Source organism: Bacillus gaemokensis, from assembly GCF_001590835.1.
GTDB classification, from domain to species: Bacteria; Bacillota; Bacilli; order Bacillales; family Bacillaceae_G; genus Bacillus_A; species Bacillus_A gaemokensis.
This window is the reverse complement of record NZ_LTAQ01000001.1, coordinates 633,761-647,354: the sequence shown is the minus strand read 5'-3', so window position 1 is coordinate 647,354 and position 13,594 is coordinate 633,761. Positions and strand designations below refer to the sequence as shown.

15 protein-coding genes are annotated in these 13,594 nt (G+C 37.2%); 13 read left to right on the top strand and 2 right to left on the bottom strand.

Annotated features, from left to right (window positions below):
- Positions 1 to 40: 40 nt before the first annotated feature.
- Complete coding sequence (locus AZF08_RS03500; protein ID WP_033672671.1) at positions 41 to 682, top strand: YrrS family protein; 642 nt, start codon at positions 41 to 43, stop codon at positions 680 to 682.
- A gap of 38 nt (positions 683 to 720) precedes the next feature.
- Here AZF08_RS03500 and AZF08_RS03495 read toward each other — a convergent pair whose 3' ends face one another.
- Positions 721 to 936: a YrzA family protein gene (locus AZF08_RS03495; protein WP_033672669.1), complete on the bottom strand. Its 216-nt coding sequence runs from the start codon at positions 934 to 936 to the stop codon at positions 721 to 723.
- A 136-nt stretch (positions 937 to 1,072) separates the two neighbouring features.
- Between AZF08_RS03495 and AZF08_RS03490 the strand changes: the two genes are divergently transcribed.
- The 10 genes from AZF08_RS03490 (at position 1,073) to AZF08_RS03445 (ending at position 11,076) form a co-directional block, all read left to right on the top strand.
- Positions 1,073 to 1,711 carry a class I SAM-dependent DNA methyltransferase gene (locus AZF08_RS03490; RefSeq protein WP_033672668.1) on the top strand — a complete coding sequence of 213 codons (639 nt, stop codon included), beginning with the start codon at positions 1,073 to 1,075 and terminating at the stop codon, positions 1,709 to 1,711.
- 14 nt (positions 1,712 to 1,725) lie between these two features.
- Entirely contained in the window at positions 1,726 to 2,421 is a 696-nt protein-coding gene (gene mtnN / locus AZF08_RS03485) for a 5'-methylthioadenosine/S-adenosylhomocysteine nucleosidase (RefSeq protein ID WP_033672667.1), read from the top strand.
- Positions 2,422 to 2,503: 82 nt separating this feature from the next.
- Positions 2,504 to 3,427: an O-acetylserine dependent cystathionine beta-synthase gene (locus tag AZF08_RS03480; RefSeq protein WP_033672666.1), complete on the top strand. Its 924-nt coding sequence runs from the start codon at positions 2,504 to 2,506 to the stop codon at positions 3,425 to 3,427.
- 3 nt (positions 3,428 to 3,430) lie between these two features.
- Positions 3,431 to 4,564 carry a bifunctional cystathionine gamma-lyase/homocysteine desulfhydrase gene (locus AZF08_RS03475; protein ID WP_033672665.1) on the top strand — a complete coding sequence of 378 codons (1,134 nt, stop codon included), beginning with the start codon at positions 3,431 to 3,433 and terminating at the stop codon, positions 4,562 to 4,564.
- Positions 4,565 to 4,804: 240 nt separating this feature from the next.
- On the top strand, positions 4,805 to 7,408 hold the full coding sequence (gene adhE, locus AZF08_RS03470; RefSeq protein ID WP_033672664.1) for a bifunctional acetaldehyde-CoA/alcohol dehydrogenase: 2,604 nt from the start codon (positions 4,805 to 4,807) through the stop codon (positions 7,406 to 7,408).
- Between the two features lie 126 nt (positions 7,409 to 7,534).
- Entirely contained in the window at positions 7,535 to 7,762 is a 228-nt protein-coding gene (locus AZF08_RS03465) for a YrhC family protein (RefSeq protein WP_033672663.1), read from the top strand.
- Between the two features lie 165 nt (positions 7,763 to 7,927).
- A complete protein-coding gene (locus tag AZF08_RS03460) occupies positions 7,928 to 8,875 on the top strand; it encodes a helical backbone metal receptor (RefSeq protein ID WP_033672662.1) in 948 nt (315 codons plus the stop codon).
- Between the two features lie 5 nt (positions 8,876 to 8,880).
- Positions 8,881 to 9,909: a FecCD family ABC transporter permease gene (locus AZF08_RS03455; RefSeq protein ID WP_033672894.1), complete on the top strand. Its 1,029-nt coding sequence runs from the start codon at positions 8,881 to 8,883 to the stop codon at positions 9,907 to 9,909.
- Positions 9,896 to 10,714, top strand: coding sequence for an ABC transporter ATP-binding protein (locus AZF08_RS03450; protein ID WP_033672661.1), 819 nt, complete (start codon positions 9,896 to 9,898; stop codon positions 10,712 to 10,714). Before AZF08_RS03455 ends, AZF08_RS03450 begins: the two co-directional genes overlap by 14 nt.
- A complete protein-coding gene (locus tag AZF08_RS03445) occupies positions 10,681 to 11,076 on the top strand; it encodes an ankyrin repeat domain-containing protein (RefSeq protein ID WP_033672660.1) in 396 nt (131 codons plus the stop codon). The genes AZF08_RS03450 and AZF08_RS03445 overlap by 34 nt, the downstream gene beginning before the upstream one ends.
- Positions 11,077 to 11,248: 172 nt before the next feature.
- On the opposite strand, the gene AZF08_RS03440 is transcribed toward AZF08_RS03445, so the two are convergent.
- Positions 11,249 to 12,004, bottom strand: a complete 756-nt coding sequence (locus AZF08_RS03440; protein ID WP_033672659.1) for an HAD family hydrolase — start codon at positions 12,002 to 12,004, stop codon at positions 11,249 to 11,251.
- Positions 12,005 to 12,128: 124 nt separating this feature from the next.
- Between AZF08_RS03440 and AZF08_RS03435 the strand changes: the two genes are divergently transcribed.
- The gene (locus AZF08_RS03435; protein ID WP_051725617.1) at positions 12,129 to 13,082 is read left to right on the top strand and encodes a LacI family DNA-binding transcriptional regulator; all 954 of its coding nucleotides are present in this window, start codon (positions 12,129 to 12,131) and stop codon (positions 13,080 to 13,082) included.
- Positions 13,083 to 13,086: 4 nt separating this feature from the next.
- Positions 13,087 to 13,593, top strand: coding sequence for a GNAT family N-acetyltransferase (locus AZF08_RS03430; protein WP_033672657.1), 507 nt, complete (start codon positions 13,087 to 13,089; stop codon positions 13,591 to 13,593).
- Position 13,594 lies beyond the last annotated feature (1 nt).

Here is a 13,594-nt window from a genome sequence, read left to right as displayed (position 1 = left end):
TACAATAGCAAGTAGGAAAAACTGCATGGAGGTTTGAAGAATGGCAGGAGGATCTAGATTCCAAAAGAAACAACAAAAACGTCGTCAAAACGGTGTTTTAAATATTGCAATTGCTATCGTATTGTTAGCGGTACTTGTTGTAGCGTACCAAGTATTCTTTACTTCTGATACAACAGAACAAGCGTCTCCTAAAGAAAAGAAAGTATCTCAGGAAACGAAGAAAGATAGTAAAGCTGAGAAAAAGAAAGATAAAGAAGAACAAGCGAAAGTAGAAGAGCAGAAGAAGAAAGAGGAAGAAGAGAAGAAACAGGCTGAAGAAGAGAAACAAAAAGCTGAGGAAGAAGCGAAAGCTAATGAAAAGGTTCCAGCTGAAAAAACACAGCCACAAGCTAAAGAAGCTTACACAAAACCTTCTTGGAAGCCGATTGGTACAGAACAAGGTGCAACACCAGCAATGACATTTAAACAAGGATCAGCAGATTGGAATGAAATGAAGCAAGCCATTTCCTCTGCAATTGAAGTTCCAGTGGAACAATTAACCATTCACCGCATTGGAAATAACGGTCAACAAAAAGCGTATGGTAATGTCCAAGATAAACAAAGCGGTAAAAGATATTATGTAAATATTGATTGGGTAGACAATGAGGGTTGGAAGCCAACACTTGTTCAAACTCTAAACTAAAAAAGAGAGAGGTTCTTAAGAACCTCTCTCTTTTTTAGTTAGCGTAATTTTTTTAATTTAAAATGAACAACGGCACTATAATAAGGTCTTTTGCTTTCGGGATCCATAACCATTTGGTGAGAAATGTGATGAACTTCTAGCATAAGTGCTTTGTTATTGTCAATTTGCTCGTTAATTTTCTTTTCTAAAGAAACTAAGTTTGCAGCCTCAAAAAATTCCACTTTATCTTCTAGCATTTCAAAGGTAAATGACATAAAGACCGCTCCTCTCTACATAATCAAGTTAAGTGTAACAAAGAAAAGAAGGAAATACCATGTACATTTCAATTGACATTTCCCCCATTAGGGCATATCATACTGATAAAACCGATAAGAAAAAGGGGAATTTTATATGGGTACAGAATTTAACGGTTTATTTGATGAATGGGCTCATACGTATGATTCATTCGTACAAGGCGAAGATATACAATATAAAGAAGTTTTCGCCCATTATGAGGACATTTTAGAGGATGTAGTAAACAAATCATTTGGAAATGTATTAGAGTTTGGTGTTGGCACTGGCAATTTAACAAATCAATTATTACTTGCTGGTCGCACTGTTTACGGCATAGAGCCGTCACGTGAAATGCGTGCTATCGCAAAAGAAAAATTGCCGAAAGAATTTTCAATTACAGAGGGAGATTTTCTTTCTTTTGATGTCCCAAATGCTATTGATACAATTGTGAGCACCTATGCGTTTCATCATCTAACAGATGAAGAAAAAGATGTAGCAATTGCGAAGTATAGTCAATTGCTAAACAAAGGTGGTAAAATAGTGTTTGCTGATACGATATTTGCAGATCAAGAAGCATATGATAAAACTGTCGAAGTTGCAAAGCAGAGAGGTTTTCATCAGTTAGCAGATGATTTGCAAACGGAATACTATACACGTATTCCGATCATGCAATCTATTTTTGAAAACAATGGCTTCCATGTAACATTTACGAGAAGAAATCATTTCGTGTGGGTAATGGAGGCAACTAAGCAATAGAAAGAGGGATTAGATTGAGAATTGCTGTAATTGGAGCAATGGAAGAAGAAGTACGTATTTTGCGTGACAAATTAGAACAAGCAGAAACAGAAACCGTTGCAGGTTGTGAGTTTACGAAAGGGACATTAGCAGGACATGAAGTAATCTTGTTAAAGTCAGGTATTGGTAAAGTGAACGCAGCTATGTCAACGACAATTTTATTAGAGAGATATCAACCTGAAAAAGTAATTAATACTGGCTCAGCTGGTGGGTTCCATCAATCATTAAACGTTGGTGATGTTGTCATTTCAACAGAAGTTCGTCATCATGATGTGGATGTAACTGCATTTGATTATGAGTATGGTCAAGTGCCAGGTATGCCACCAGGATTTAAAGCTGATGAGGAGTTAGTTACATTAGCGGAGAAATGTATGAAGGCTGAAGAAAAGATTCAAGTTGTTAAAGGAATGATTGCAACAGGTGATTCATTTATGAGTGATCCGAATCGTGTTGCAGCAATCCGCGATAAATTTGAAAACCTTTATGCAGTAGAAATGGAAGCGGCAGCGGTTGCACAAGTATGTCATCAATATAAAGTACCATTTGTGATTATTCGTGCACTTTCTGATATTGCTGGTAAAGAATCTGATGTTTCTTTCGATCAATTTTTAGATCAAGCAGCTCTTCATTCTACAAACTTCATTGTGAAAGTATTAGAAGAGTTAAAGTAATGTAACAAAAAGGCAACTGTCTCATATAAAGAAAATACATACAGTTGCCTTTTCTTTATTGGCAAACAAGGAGGAGAACACGATGAAAGTATATCGTGGAGTTCATGAATTAATTGGCCATACACCAGTTGTAGAAATTACTCGTTTTTCACTTCCAGAGGGTGTTCGTTTATTTGCGAAGCTTGAATTTTATAATCCAGGTGGAAGCGTGAAGGATCGCTTAGGAAGAGAACTAATTGAAGATGCACTGGAAAAAGGGCTTGTAACGCCAGGGGGAACAATTATTGAACCGACAGCAGGGAATACTGGTATTGGACTGGCACTTGCGGCACTCGAGCATGATTTACATGTGATCGTTTGTGTCCCGGAAAAATTCAGTATTGAAAAGCAAGAGTTAATGAAAGCACTTGGTGCAACCGTTGTGCATACCCCTACTGAAAAAGGCATGACTGGTGCAATTGCAAAGGCAAAAGAATTAGAAAGAGAAATTCCAAATTCATACTCTCCAAGCCAATTTGCAAATGATGCAAATCCCCGTGCCTATTTTAAAACACTAGGCCCTGAGTTATGGGATGCATTACAAGGAGAGATTGATATATTTGTGGCAGGTGCAGGTACTGGGGGAACCTTTATGGGAACTGCATCATATTTAAAAGAACAGAACAGTAAAATTAAGACAGTAATTGTAGAACCGGAAGGATCTATTTTAAATGGTGGTGAAGCTGGTTCACATGAAACAGAAGGAATCGGTCTTGAATTTATTCCGCCATTTTTAAAAACATCTTATTTCGATGGAATTTATACAATTTCGGACCAACATGCATTCAGACGCGTGAAAGAGTTAGCGCAGAAAGAAGGCCTTCTTGTTGGGAGTTCTTCAGGAGCGGCATTTCACGCAAGCTTATTAGAGGCTGAAAAAGCAAAACCAGGTACAAATATTGTAACGATTTTTCCAGATAGTAGTGAGCGTTACTTAAGTAAAGATATATACAAAGGATGGGAATAAAAAATGAGAGCAAAAACAAAGTTAATTCATGGTATTCGCATAGGAGAACCTTTAACTGGATCTGTAAACGTACCGATTTATCAAACAAGTACGTATAAACAAGAGGCGGTTGGTAAACATCAAGGATATGAATATTCACGTACAGGAAATCCAACGCGTTCTGCATTAGAAGAAATGATTGCAGTGCTAGAAAACGGTCATGCAGGATTTGCTTTTGGTTCAGGGATGGCTGCTATTACAGCAACGATTATGTTATTCTCAAAAGGGGATCATGTCATTTTAACAGATGATGTTTATGGCGGAACGTATCGCGTCATTACAAAAGTATTGAACCGCTTTGGGATTGAGCATACATTTATTGATACAACAAACTTAGACGAAGTAGCAGAGGCAATTCGTCCTAACACGAAAGCGATTTATGTAGAAACACCAACAAACCCACTATTAAAAATTACAGATATTAAGCAAATTTCTACACTTGCAAAAGAAAAAGGTTTACTAACAATTATTGATAACACATTTATGACACCGTACTGGCAGTCTCCAATTTCTTTAGGTGCAGATATTGTCCTTCATAGTGCAACGAAATATTTAGGTGGACATAGTGATGTTGTCGCTGGATTAGTTGTTGTAAATAGCCCACAATTAGCAGAAGATCTTCATTTTGTTCAAAACTCAACAGGTGGTATTCTTGGACCACAAGACAGCTTTTTATTACTTCGCGGTTTAAAAACATTAGGGATTCGTATGGAAGAGCATGAAACAAATGCACGTGCAATTGCGGAGTTCTTGAACAATCATCCAAAAGTAAACAAAGTATATTACCCAGGTCTTGAGTCGCATTCCAATCATGAATTAGCAAAAGAACAAGCAAACGGATACGGTGCAATTATCTCATTTGATGTAGATAGTGAAGAAACGTTAAATAAAGTACTTGAGAAAGTGCAGTACTTTACACTTGCTGAAAGTTTAGGAGCAGTAGAAAGCCTAGTTTCTATTCCTGCTCAAATGACACACGCATCTATTCCAGCAGATCGTCGTAAAGAATTAGGAATTACAGATACATTAATTCGTATTTCTGTCGGCATTGAAGATGGCCAAGATTTAATTGAAGATTTAGCACAAGCGTTAGCATAATGAAAAGGAGCACTGCTAAATAGGGCAGTGCTTTTCTTGTAGTTTTAAATGTGAATAATTTCACAAACCAGACACACACAAAGAAAAAGATTTCGTGTATAGTAAAATCAAGAAACGATGCTTCATATATAATTTTGTGAAAAACTTCACAAATAATGGGATTCATGTAGAAAAGTAACTCTATTTTTTTACGCTAATAGGGACTTTATAAGACCAAATAGCAGAATAGGAGAGATTTACATGGTAGTCAAAGAGAAAGTTGTAAATGAGATGCAAGAAGTAACAGAAATGATTGATACGTTGGTGAAGAACGGTCAGGAAGCTTTACGGGCATTAGAGGATTTTACACAAGAGCAAATTGACAACATTGTACATGAAATGGCACTTGCGGGTGTAGACCAACATATGCCGCTTGCGAAAATGGCTGTTGAGGAAACGGGCCGCGGTGTATATGAAGACAAGTGCATCAAAAATATTTTTGCCACCGAATATATTTGGCATAGTATGAAAAGGGATAAAACAGTGGGAATCATTCATGAAGATCCTCATGAAGAAATCATAGAAATTGCAGAACCAGTTGGTGTAGTTGCTGGGGTAACACCAGTAACGAATCCAACTTCGACAACGATGTTTAAAGCGTTAATCGCAATGAAAACAAGAAACCCAATTATTTTCGCATTTCATCCTTCTGCACAAAACTGCTCGATTGCAGCAGCTACAACATTACGTGATGCAGCAGTGAAGGCGGGTGCGCCAGAGAACTGTATGCAATGGATTGAAAAACCTTCTGTTGAGGCAACAAAGCAATTAATGAATCATGAAGGTGTTGCACTTGTTCTGGCAACTGGAGGCGCAGGGATGGTGAAATCAGCGTATTCTACTGGTAAACCAGCGCTTGGAGTAGGACCTGGAAATGTACCTTGTTATATAGAGAAATCAGCACATGTAAAACGTGCTGTAAATGATTTGATTTTATCAAAAACATTTGATAACGGTATGATTTGTGCTTCTGAACAAGCAATGATTGTAGATAAAGAAATCTATGATGATGTGAAAGAAGAAATGCTAGCAAATAATTGTTACTTTGTAACAGAAGAGGAACAAAAAAAATTAGAGAAGCTTGTCATTAATGAAAATACATGTGCAGTAAATAGTGATATTGTAGGTAAGTCAGCATACTATATTGCGGCATTAGTAGGGATTACTGTACCAAAAGATACAAAGATGCTCGTAGCTGAAATTAAAGGTGTCGGGGCAGCCTATCCGCTATCTCGCGAAAAGTTGAGCCCGGTATTAGCTTGTGTAAAAGCAAACTCATTAGAAGAAGGTTTTATATATTGTGAAGGGATGCTAGACCTTGGTGGTTTAGGGCATTCGGCAGTTATTCATTCAACAAATAAAGAAGTACAAAAACAATTTGGTTTACGTATGAAAGCATGTCGTCTAATCGTAAATGCTCCGTCATCACAAGGCGGAATTGGTGATATATATAATGCGTTTATTCCATCGCTTACACTTGGATGTGGATCATACGGAAAGAACTCTGTTTCTCAAAATGTAACAGCAACACATTTATTAAATATAAAAAGGTTAGCAAGCAGAAAAAAGAATATGCAGTGGTTTAAACTGCCACCCAAAATTTATTTTGAAAAACATGCTACAGGATATTTAGCAAATATGCGAAACATCTCACGAGCATTTATTGTAACAGACCCTGGAATGGTAGAGCATGGTTACGTCGATACAGTAATGCACTATTTACGTAGACATATAAATGATGTAAAGGTAGAAGTGTTCTTTGAAGTAGAACCAGATCCGTCAGATGAAACTGTCTTTAAAGGTGCTGAAATGATGAGAAGTTTTAAGCCTGATGTAATTATTGCTCTTGGCGGTGGATCAGCAATGGATGCAGCAAAAGGAATGTGGTTATTTTATGAGCATCCAGAAACAACATTCTTTGGAATTAAGCAAAAGTTTTTAGATATAAGAAAACGGACATGTAAATATCCAAATCTTGGAAACAAAGCGCAATTTATAGCGATTCCAACGACATCAGGAACAGGTTCAGAAGTGACGCCATTTGCGGTTATTACAGATAAGAAGAACAATATAAAATATCCGCTTGCTGATTATGAATTAACACCAGATGTAGCGATTGTCGATCCGCAATTTGTAATGACAGTACCGCCGCATGTAACAGCAGATACTGGAATGGATGTATTAACACATGCGATTGAAGCGTACGTGTCTATTATGGCAAATGATTATACAGATGGTTTAGCATTAAAAGCAATTGATCTTGTATTCAAATATTTACCGAGAGCATACAAAGATGGAAATGATGAAGAGGCACGTGAGAAAATGCATAACGCGTCTGCAATTGCAGGAATGGCATTTGCTAATGCATTTCTTGGCATTAACCATAGCTTGGCACATAAAATTGGACCAGAATTTCATATTCCACACGGCCGCGCCAATGCAATTTTAATGCCACATGTAATTCGCTATAATGCAATTAAACCAAGAAAACATGCCTTGTTCCCAAAATATGAGCACTTTGTTGCTGATGAACGGTACGCTCATATTGCAAGAATGCTTGGACTTCCAGCACGTACAGTAGAAGAAGGTGTAGAATCACTCGTACAAGCAATTATCGCTCTTGGAAAAGAACTAAATATGAACATGAGCATTGCTGGACAAGGTGTAGAACAAGCAGTATTTGAAGGAGTTGTTGAACTACTTGCAGAAAGAGCTTTTGAAGATCAATGTACAACAGCAAATCCAAAATTACCGCTTATTTCAGAACTGAAAGAAGTATATATGGAAGCGTATAAAGGTGTGTAATGAATGAAAAAGAGCTGCATTTTTAGCAGCTCTTTTACTTTGGAAAACTTCTCCCTCATTGGCTGTATTTGCATGCCTCTGAAACTAGTAGAATATGATACAGTGAGAAGGAGGAGTGGTAGATGTATGAAAGAGTTACAACAGAAAATAGCAGATTATATTCGCTTCGGTCAAGTTCTCCTTGCGCTAGGCTCATTTTTAATGATTGGGTTACTGATTCCAAATGAGGGAAGAGCGACACCACAATTATTTACCATGATGAGCGCTATTGTTTTCTTTTTAGGTGCGTCATTTTTCTTTTTCAAACGTGTAAAAATGCTGCGTGATCAGTTAGAGGAGAACGAATATGAATAAGATTGCTAGATAAAACGCTACGAAAAGAGTATCCTTTTTGTAGCGTTTTTTAGTATAAGTAAAATTTTGTAGAAAATGTATGCGGTTTGTATTGACAATGATAATCCTTATCAATTAAAGTAGAATGGTAGTTAATGATTATCATTATCAATTAGAGGTGAGGAAATGAAAAAATATATAACGCTGTTTACAGCGATTCTATCTATTTTTTTCTTGTTAATCGGTTGCAATGCAAAAGACAACGAAAAAGCGTCTGCAACAAAAACAGACAAAGGAAAAAAACAAATCGAGATTACCGACTTCTCAGACAGAAAAGTAACATTTGATAAGACCCCGAAAAGTTTTGCTACTCTGAGTGTAGGCGATATGAATATCATTCATGCACTAGGTGGTAAAATTGTCGGCCGTCCAGATACGAAATTAACACTTCCAGACGATTTAAAGAAAGCACAAGTAATCGGGAATGCGCATCAACCAAACTTTGAGCAAATTGCTAGTTTGAAACCCGACCTTCTTGTGGCGAATAACGGGTTCCAAAAAAATATTCCGACAGTTGAGGGACAAGGAACAAAGGTGATGATTTCTTCAGCAAACTCTATAAAAGATATTCAGAAGAGTATCGATATATATGGAACATTAATGCAAAAAGAAAATAAATCGAAAGAATTAAATCAAAAAATTAACGATCAGATGAAAAAATATGAGAAAAAGAGCGATGTAAAAGCATTACTAGTTTACGGAGCACCAGGTACATACTTAGCGGCATTACCAAACTCTTTATCAGGTGATATTTTAGAGAAAACAGGTGGTAAAAATATTGCTGCAGAGTTCCCGAAAATGAAGGAATATCCGCAATATGCACAGCTTAGTGTAGAAAGAATTATTGAAGCAAACCCAGAGGTTATTTTCTTAATTACCCACGGCGATCCTGCAGGTGTGAAAAAAGCATTTGAAGGTGAAATGATGAAAAACGAAGCGTGGAAAAACTTAGAAGCAGTAAAACAAAATCGCGTTGTTATTTTACCACCAGATTTATTCGGTTCAAATCCTGGAACGAAAGTAACTGAAGCGATGGACTTTATGTATAAAAGTATACAAGATGTAAGGAAATGATGAACATGCAGAGTAATGCAGTAGTAAAAGAAAAGGCACATCCTTTTGCAAAGAAAAGATGGATATTGACGGTTAGTTTAGTTGTACTAACCGTCCTGGCCCTCTTTTATGGACTCATTGCAGGGAGTTTATCCTTTTCATTGCAAGATATTGCAGGAGGTATACAAGATGAGAATTCAACAGTCCACCGAATTGTATGGGATCTTCGGATACCGCGTGTACTTGTTGGCTTTATTGTAGGTACATGCTTAGCGGCATCAGGGGCATTGCTACAAGGGGTTATGCGAAATCCACTTGCTGATCCTGGAATCATTGGCGTTTCATCAGGAGCGGGCTTCGTTGCCATTTTTATTATGATTTTATTTCCGCAGCATATGGCATTTCTACCGCTTGGAGCTTTTTTAGGAGCATTTATTACAGCAATGGTAATTTATGCTTTATCCTGGCAAAAAGGAGCGCCTCCGTCACGTATTGTATTGGTTGGTGTTTCAATAAATGCCTTGATTGGTGCTGCAACTTCAGCATTAATGTTACTTCATAGTGATAAAGTACAATCTGTTTTACCATGGCTCGCAGGTGGAATCGGTGGTGTAAGCTGGGCTCACCTTAATATGATTATTTATTATGCGATCTTTGCCATTGTCTTAGCTTTCTTTGGTATTAAACACATTCGTGTGCTTATGCTTGGAGATGAAATGGCAAAGCTACTTGGGCACAACGTAGAACGTAGTCGCTTTTTCTTAATCGTAGTAAGTACACTATTAGCTGGAATCGCGGTAAGTGTTTCTGGACTCATTGGATTTGTTGGACTTGTTGTTCCGCATATGTTACGTCTATTAGTCGGAAATGATTATCGATATTTACTGCCTCTCTCTTGCTTAGGTGGTGGGGTATTACTTGTTTTTGCTGATGCAATTGCTAGAAGTTGGTTTGATCCTATTGAGTTACCTGTTGGAATTTTACTATCCTTCTTGGGCGGTCCGTTCTTCTTATATTTAATCCAGAGGGGAGGAAAACAAAGTGCTTTCCGTTAAAGAGGTGTCTTATGCGCATTCAGAAAGATTTCAAATGCAAGATATGAACCTACATATTGAAGCTGGTGAAATGATTAGTTTAATTGGCCCAAATGGATCGGGGAAGTCGACATTATTACGTTTAATAGCAAGATTACTAGATCCTAAAATGGGTGAAATTGTTTTAAATGGGAAAAACATTCATAGTATGAAAAGCGCAGAAGTTGCGAAGCAGTTAGCGATGCTACCACAAATGCAAGATCACCAACTAGATTTAACAGTTAAGGAGTTGGTGGAGTTTGGCAGACAACCTCATAAATCATGGAACAGTCGTTTAGGTAAAGAAGATGAAGAGATTGTGGATTGGGCATTATCAGTTACAAAGTTAGAAGGATATGAATATCGGCTCCTGCAATCTCTATCAGGTGGGGAAAGACAACGTGCTTGGATTGCAATGACATTATCACAGCGCACAAATGTTTTGCTGTTAGATGAGCCGACAACCTTTTTAGATATTGTCCATCAGTTAGAAGTAATGGAACTCGTCAAGCGATTAAATGAAGAGTTTGGTATGACGATTGTAATGGTTCTTCATGATATTAACCAAGCAGCTCAATATAGCGATCGTTTACTCGTTTTAAAGCAAGGAGCAATTCAATATGACGGGGTACCAGAATGCGTGTTATGTCATCAAATGTTTCAGCACGTCTTTGGAATTGAGGTCGACATTTTTCAAGGGAGCGAAAAACCGTTTTTTACTCCGAAACGAATTTGTGAAAAAGGAGAAGAGAGATGCAAACAGAGGAACGTATTACCACTGAATTAGTGAGAGGATTTGTCATGGCAGCTCATGGAGATTTTGAGAAGGTGCAGGAGCTTCTATCAGAACATCCAAGTTTGCTTCATGCTTCTTATAATTGGGGCGGTGCAGACTGGGAAAGTGCTTTAGGAGCAGCCGCACATGTAGGTCGTAGAGATATTGCTCTTTATTTATTAGAAAAAGGGGCACGTATGGATATTTTTGCAGCGGCAATGCTTGGAGAACTTGCAATTGTTCAAGCAATTTTAGTAGTACAACCAGAAGCATTGCGTGCATCGGGACCACATGGTATTCCTCTTCTTCAGCATGCAAGAATGGGCGGGGAAGCAGCGCATCGTGTTTTTGAGTATGTAACAGCCCTTACTTAAATTACCGCAAATGGTTCTTATGTGCGGTAAACCTTCCACTTGAAAGATTGGAAGGTTTACCGCCCGTTAGAACGGGATAAATACCTAGTATATAACCGAAAATCCTACACCCCCCTCAGTTGTAGTTTTCTTTATACTAGTTATGATATGGATGCAGTAGATAAGCTTTTGTCTACTGTCTTTTTTTCGTTAAGACTTGTATATCACTGTAATCGGAAATAATAAAATCTGCATAAGGTGTTAGTTCTTCTATGGCATGTTCATGATTTGCAATGCCTACAGCAATACTTCCGGCCTCTTTAGCCATTTTTACATCTACAACAGTATCTCCAACCATTACTAACTCATTTGGTTTAATATCAAGATGCTTACATGTTTTTAGAATCATTTCTGGATTAGGCTTTCCGTTTTCCACATCTTCTGGAGTAAAGAGAAAATGAAGAGGTGGTAAGTGAAGTAAATCAATACACTTTTTCGTTCTTATTTTATTATCAGAGGTGAGAATACCTGTATATATGCCTGCTTGTTGTAAGGAATGTATACATTCAGCTGCTCCATTAATAGGATGAAATGCCTCTGTAATACATAATTGTTCATTACTCTCCCTAAAAATAGCTGTGGCAATTTCTTTACAATGGTGCCATGGATATTTTGTAATTTGATAGAAGAGGCTTGCGACAACAATAATTTCCTCGTCCTCAGATGCAACCGCTAATAGCCCTTTAAAATCAACTTGGTTAGGGGGAATAAATCCAACCGCTTTTTCCCAAAGTAGCCGATATTCTTCACCAACAATTTGTAAGAATTTCTGTCGTCGTAATCTATCAATTTCTTGCCAAAAGGGAATAGCTTGAAATAATGTACCGTCTTTATCAAAGGCAATTGCGTTTATTTCAATAATCTCTCCTGAAATTTGAATTTTCTCCATATTTCATATCACCTCGTTTATAATAGATGTAAAACTTACCATAAACTGTACACTCTGAAATGCATTACAGGTCAAGGGGGTAGTTAAAATTTCTACAATTGAAGACATCGCTAAATTAGCTGGAGTGTCTAAAGCAACGGTTTCACGTGTAATTAATCATCATCCGTATGTACGTCCAGAATTAAGGGAAAGGGTACAAGCAATTATTGATGAAAAGAATTATGTACCTGTGGCAACAGCAAAAGATTTACGTCGCTTGCAAACAAATTTAATTGGTGTGGTTGTACCAAATTTACATCATCCCTTTTTTAGTAAATTAATTCAAACGTTAAGCGATATTTTAAAAACAGATGGTTATGATGTTGTAATCTTGCAATCAAATTATGAAATCAAGAGAGAAAGGGGATTTTTACAATATATTAGGACGAAGAAGTTAGATGGACTTATCTTTGCAACACTTTCTTTATCAATAGAGGAAGTAGAACACGCAATAACTTCAGGAGCAATTGTTATCTGTAATGAACATGTTGAAACAGAAAAGGTATCCACTGTTCAATTTGATGAAGAGTTGGCAGGGTATATAGGAACGAGGCATCTTTTAGAAAGTGGATATACACGTATTGGGTTTTGTTACGATACATTAAAAAGTAAGGCACAAAGACAGAGATATCAAGGATATAAACGAGCTTTAAATGAGTACGGTCTACAGCTTCAGCAAGAATGGGTATTTTCAAATTGCTATGGGCTAAAGGATGGAAAAAAGATTATACATATTATTCAATCCATGCAAAATGCTCCTAATGCCATTTTTACAGGCAGTGATGAAATAGCTGCTGGAATCATTATGGAGGCACAAAGATTGAAAATTATTATCCCACAAGATTTTGGTGTTATAGGATTTGATAATCAAGAACTTTCGATGATAATGAATCCTAATATAACGACGATCCATACTTCTATTAAAAGTATGGCAAAGAATGCTATTGCCCTATTGCATAAAAAATTAAAAGGGGAACGTATACAACGTATTCAATTGCCTATTTCAGTTATCGAAAGGGAATCTACGAGAAAGGAGTAGGAATATGTTTCATACAGACCGTTTACAATTTCGTAAATATACAATGACTGACTTAGATTTTTACGCTTCTTTATGGGAAAATGAGAAGGTTATGCGTTACATCGGGAACGGAACCCTAAAAACATATATGCAGTGTAAAAAAAGTTTAGAGGACAGGGTTTTTCCTGGTTATAAAAACGGCTTAGGGTTATTTCTGATGATTGAAAGGGGTACAGGTACACCAATTGGTCATGCTGGACTTGTTAGGCAGCAAATAGACGGAAAAGAAGAAATTGAAATTGGTTATTGGTTGCTTCCTGAACATTGGGGGAAAGGCTATGCAAAAGAAGCAGCAACAGCGTTCCGGGATTATGGCTTCCAAGCATTAAGACTAAATAAACTCATCTCTCTTATTAACCCGGATCACCCTGCTTCTATTTTTGTAGCTAGAAAAACAGGGCTCATGTATGAAAAAACAGTATCGTTTCATGGCATAGATGTTCTTGTGTATGCGATTAAAAGAGCTGGATAAG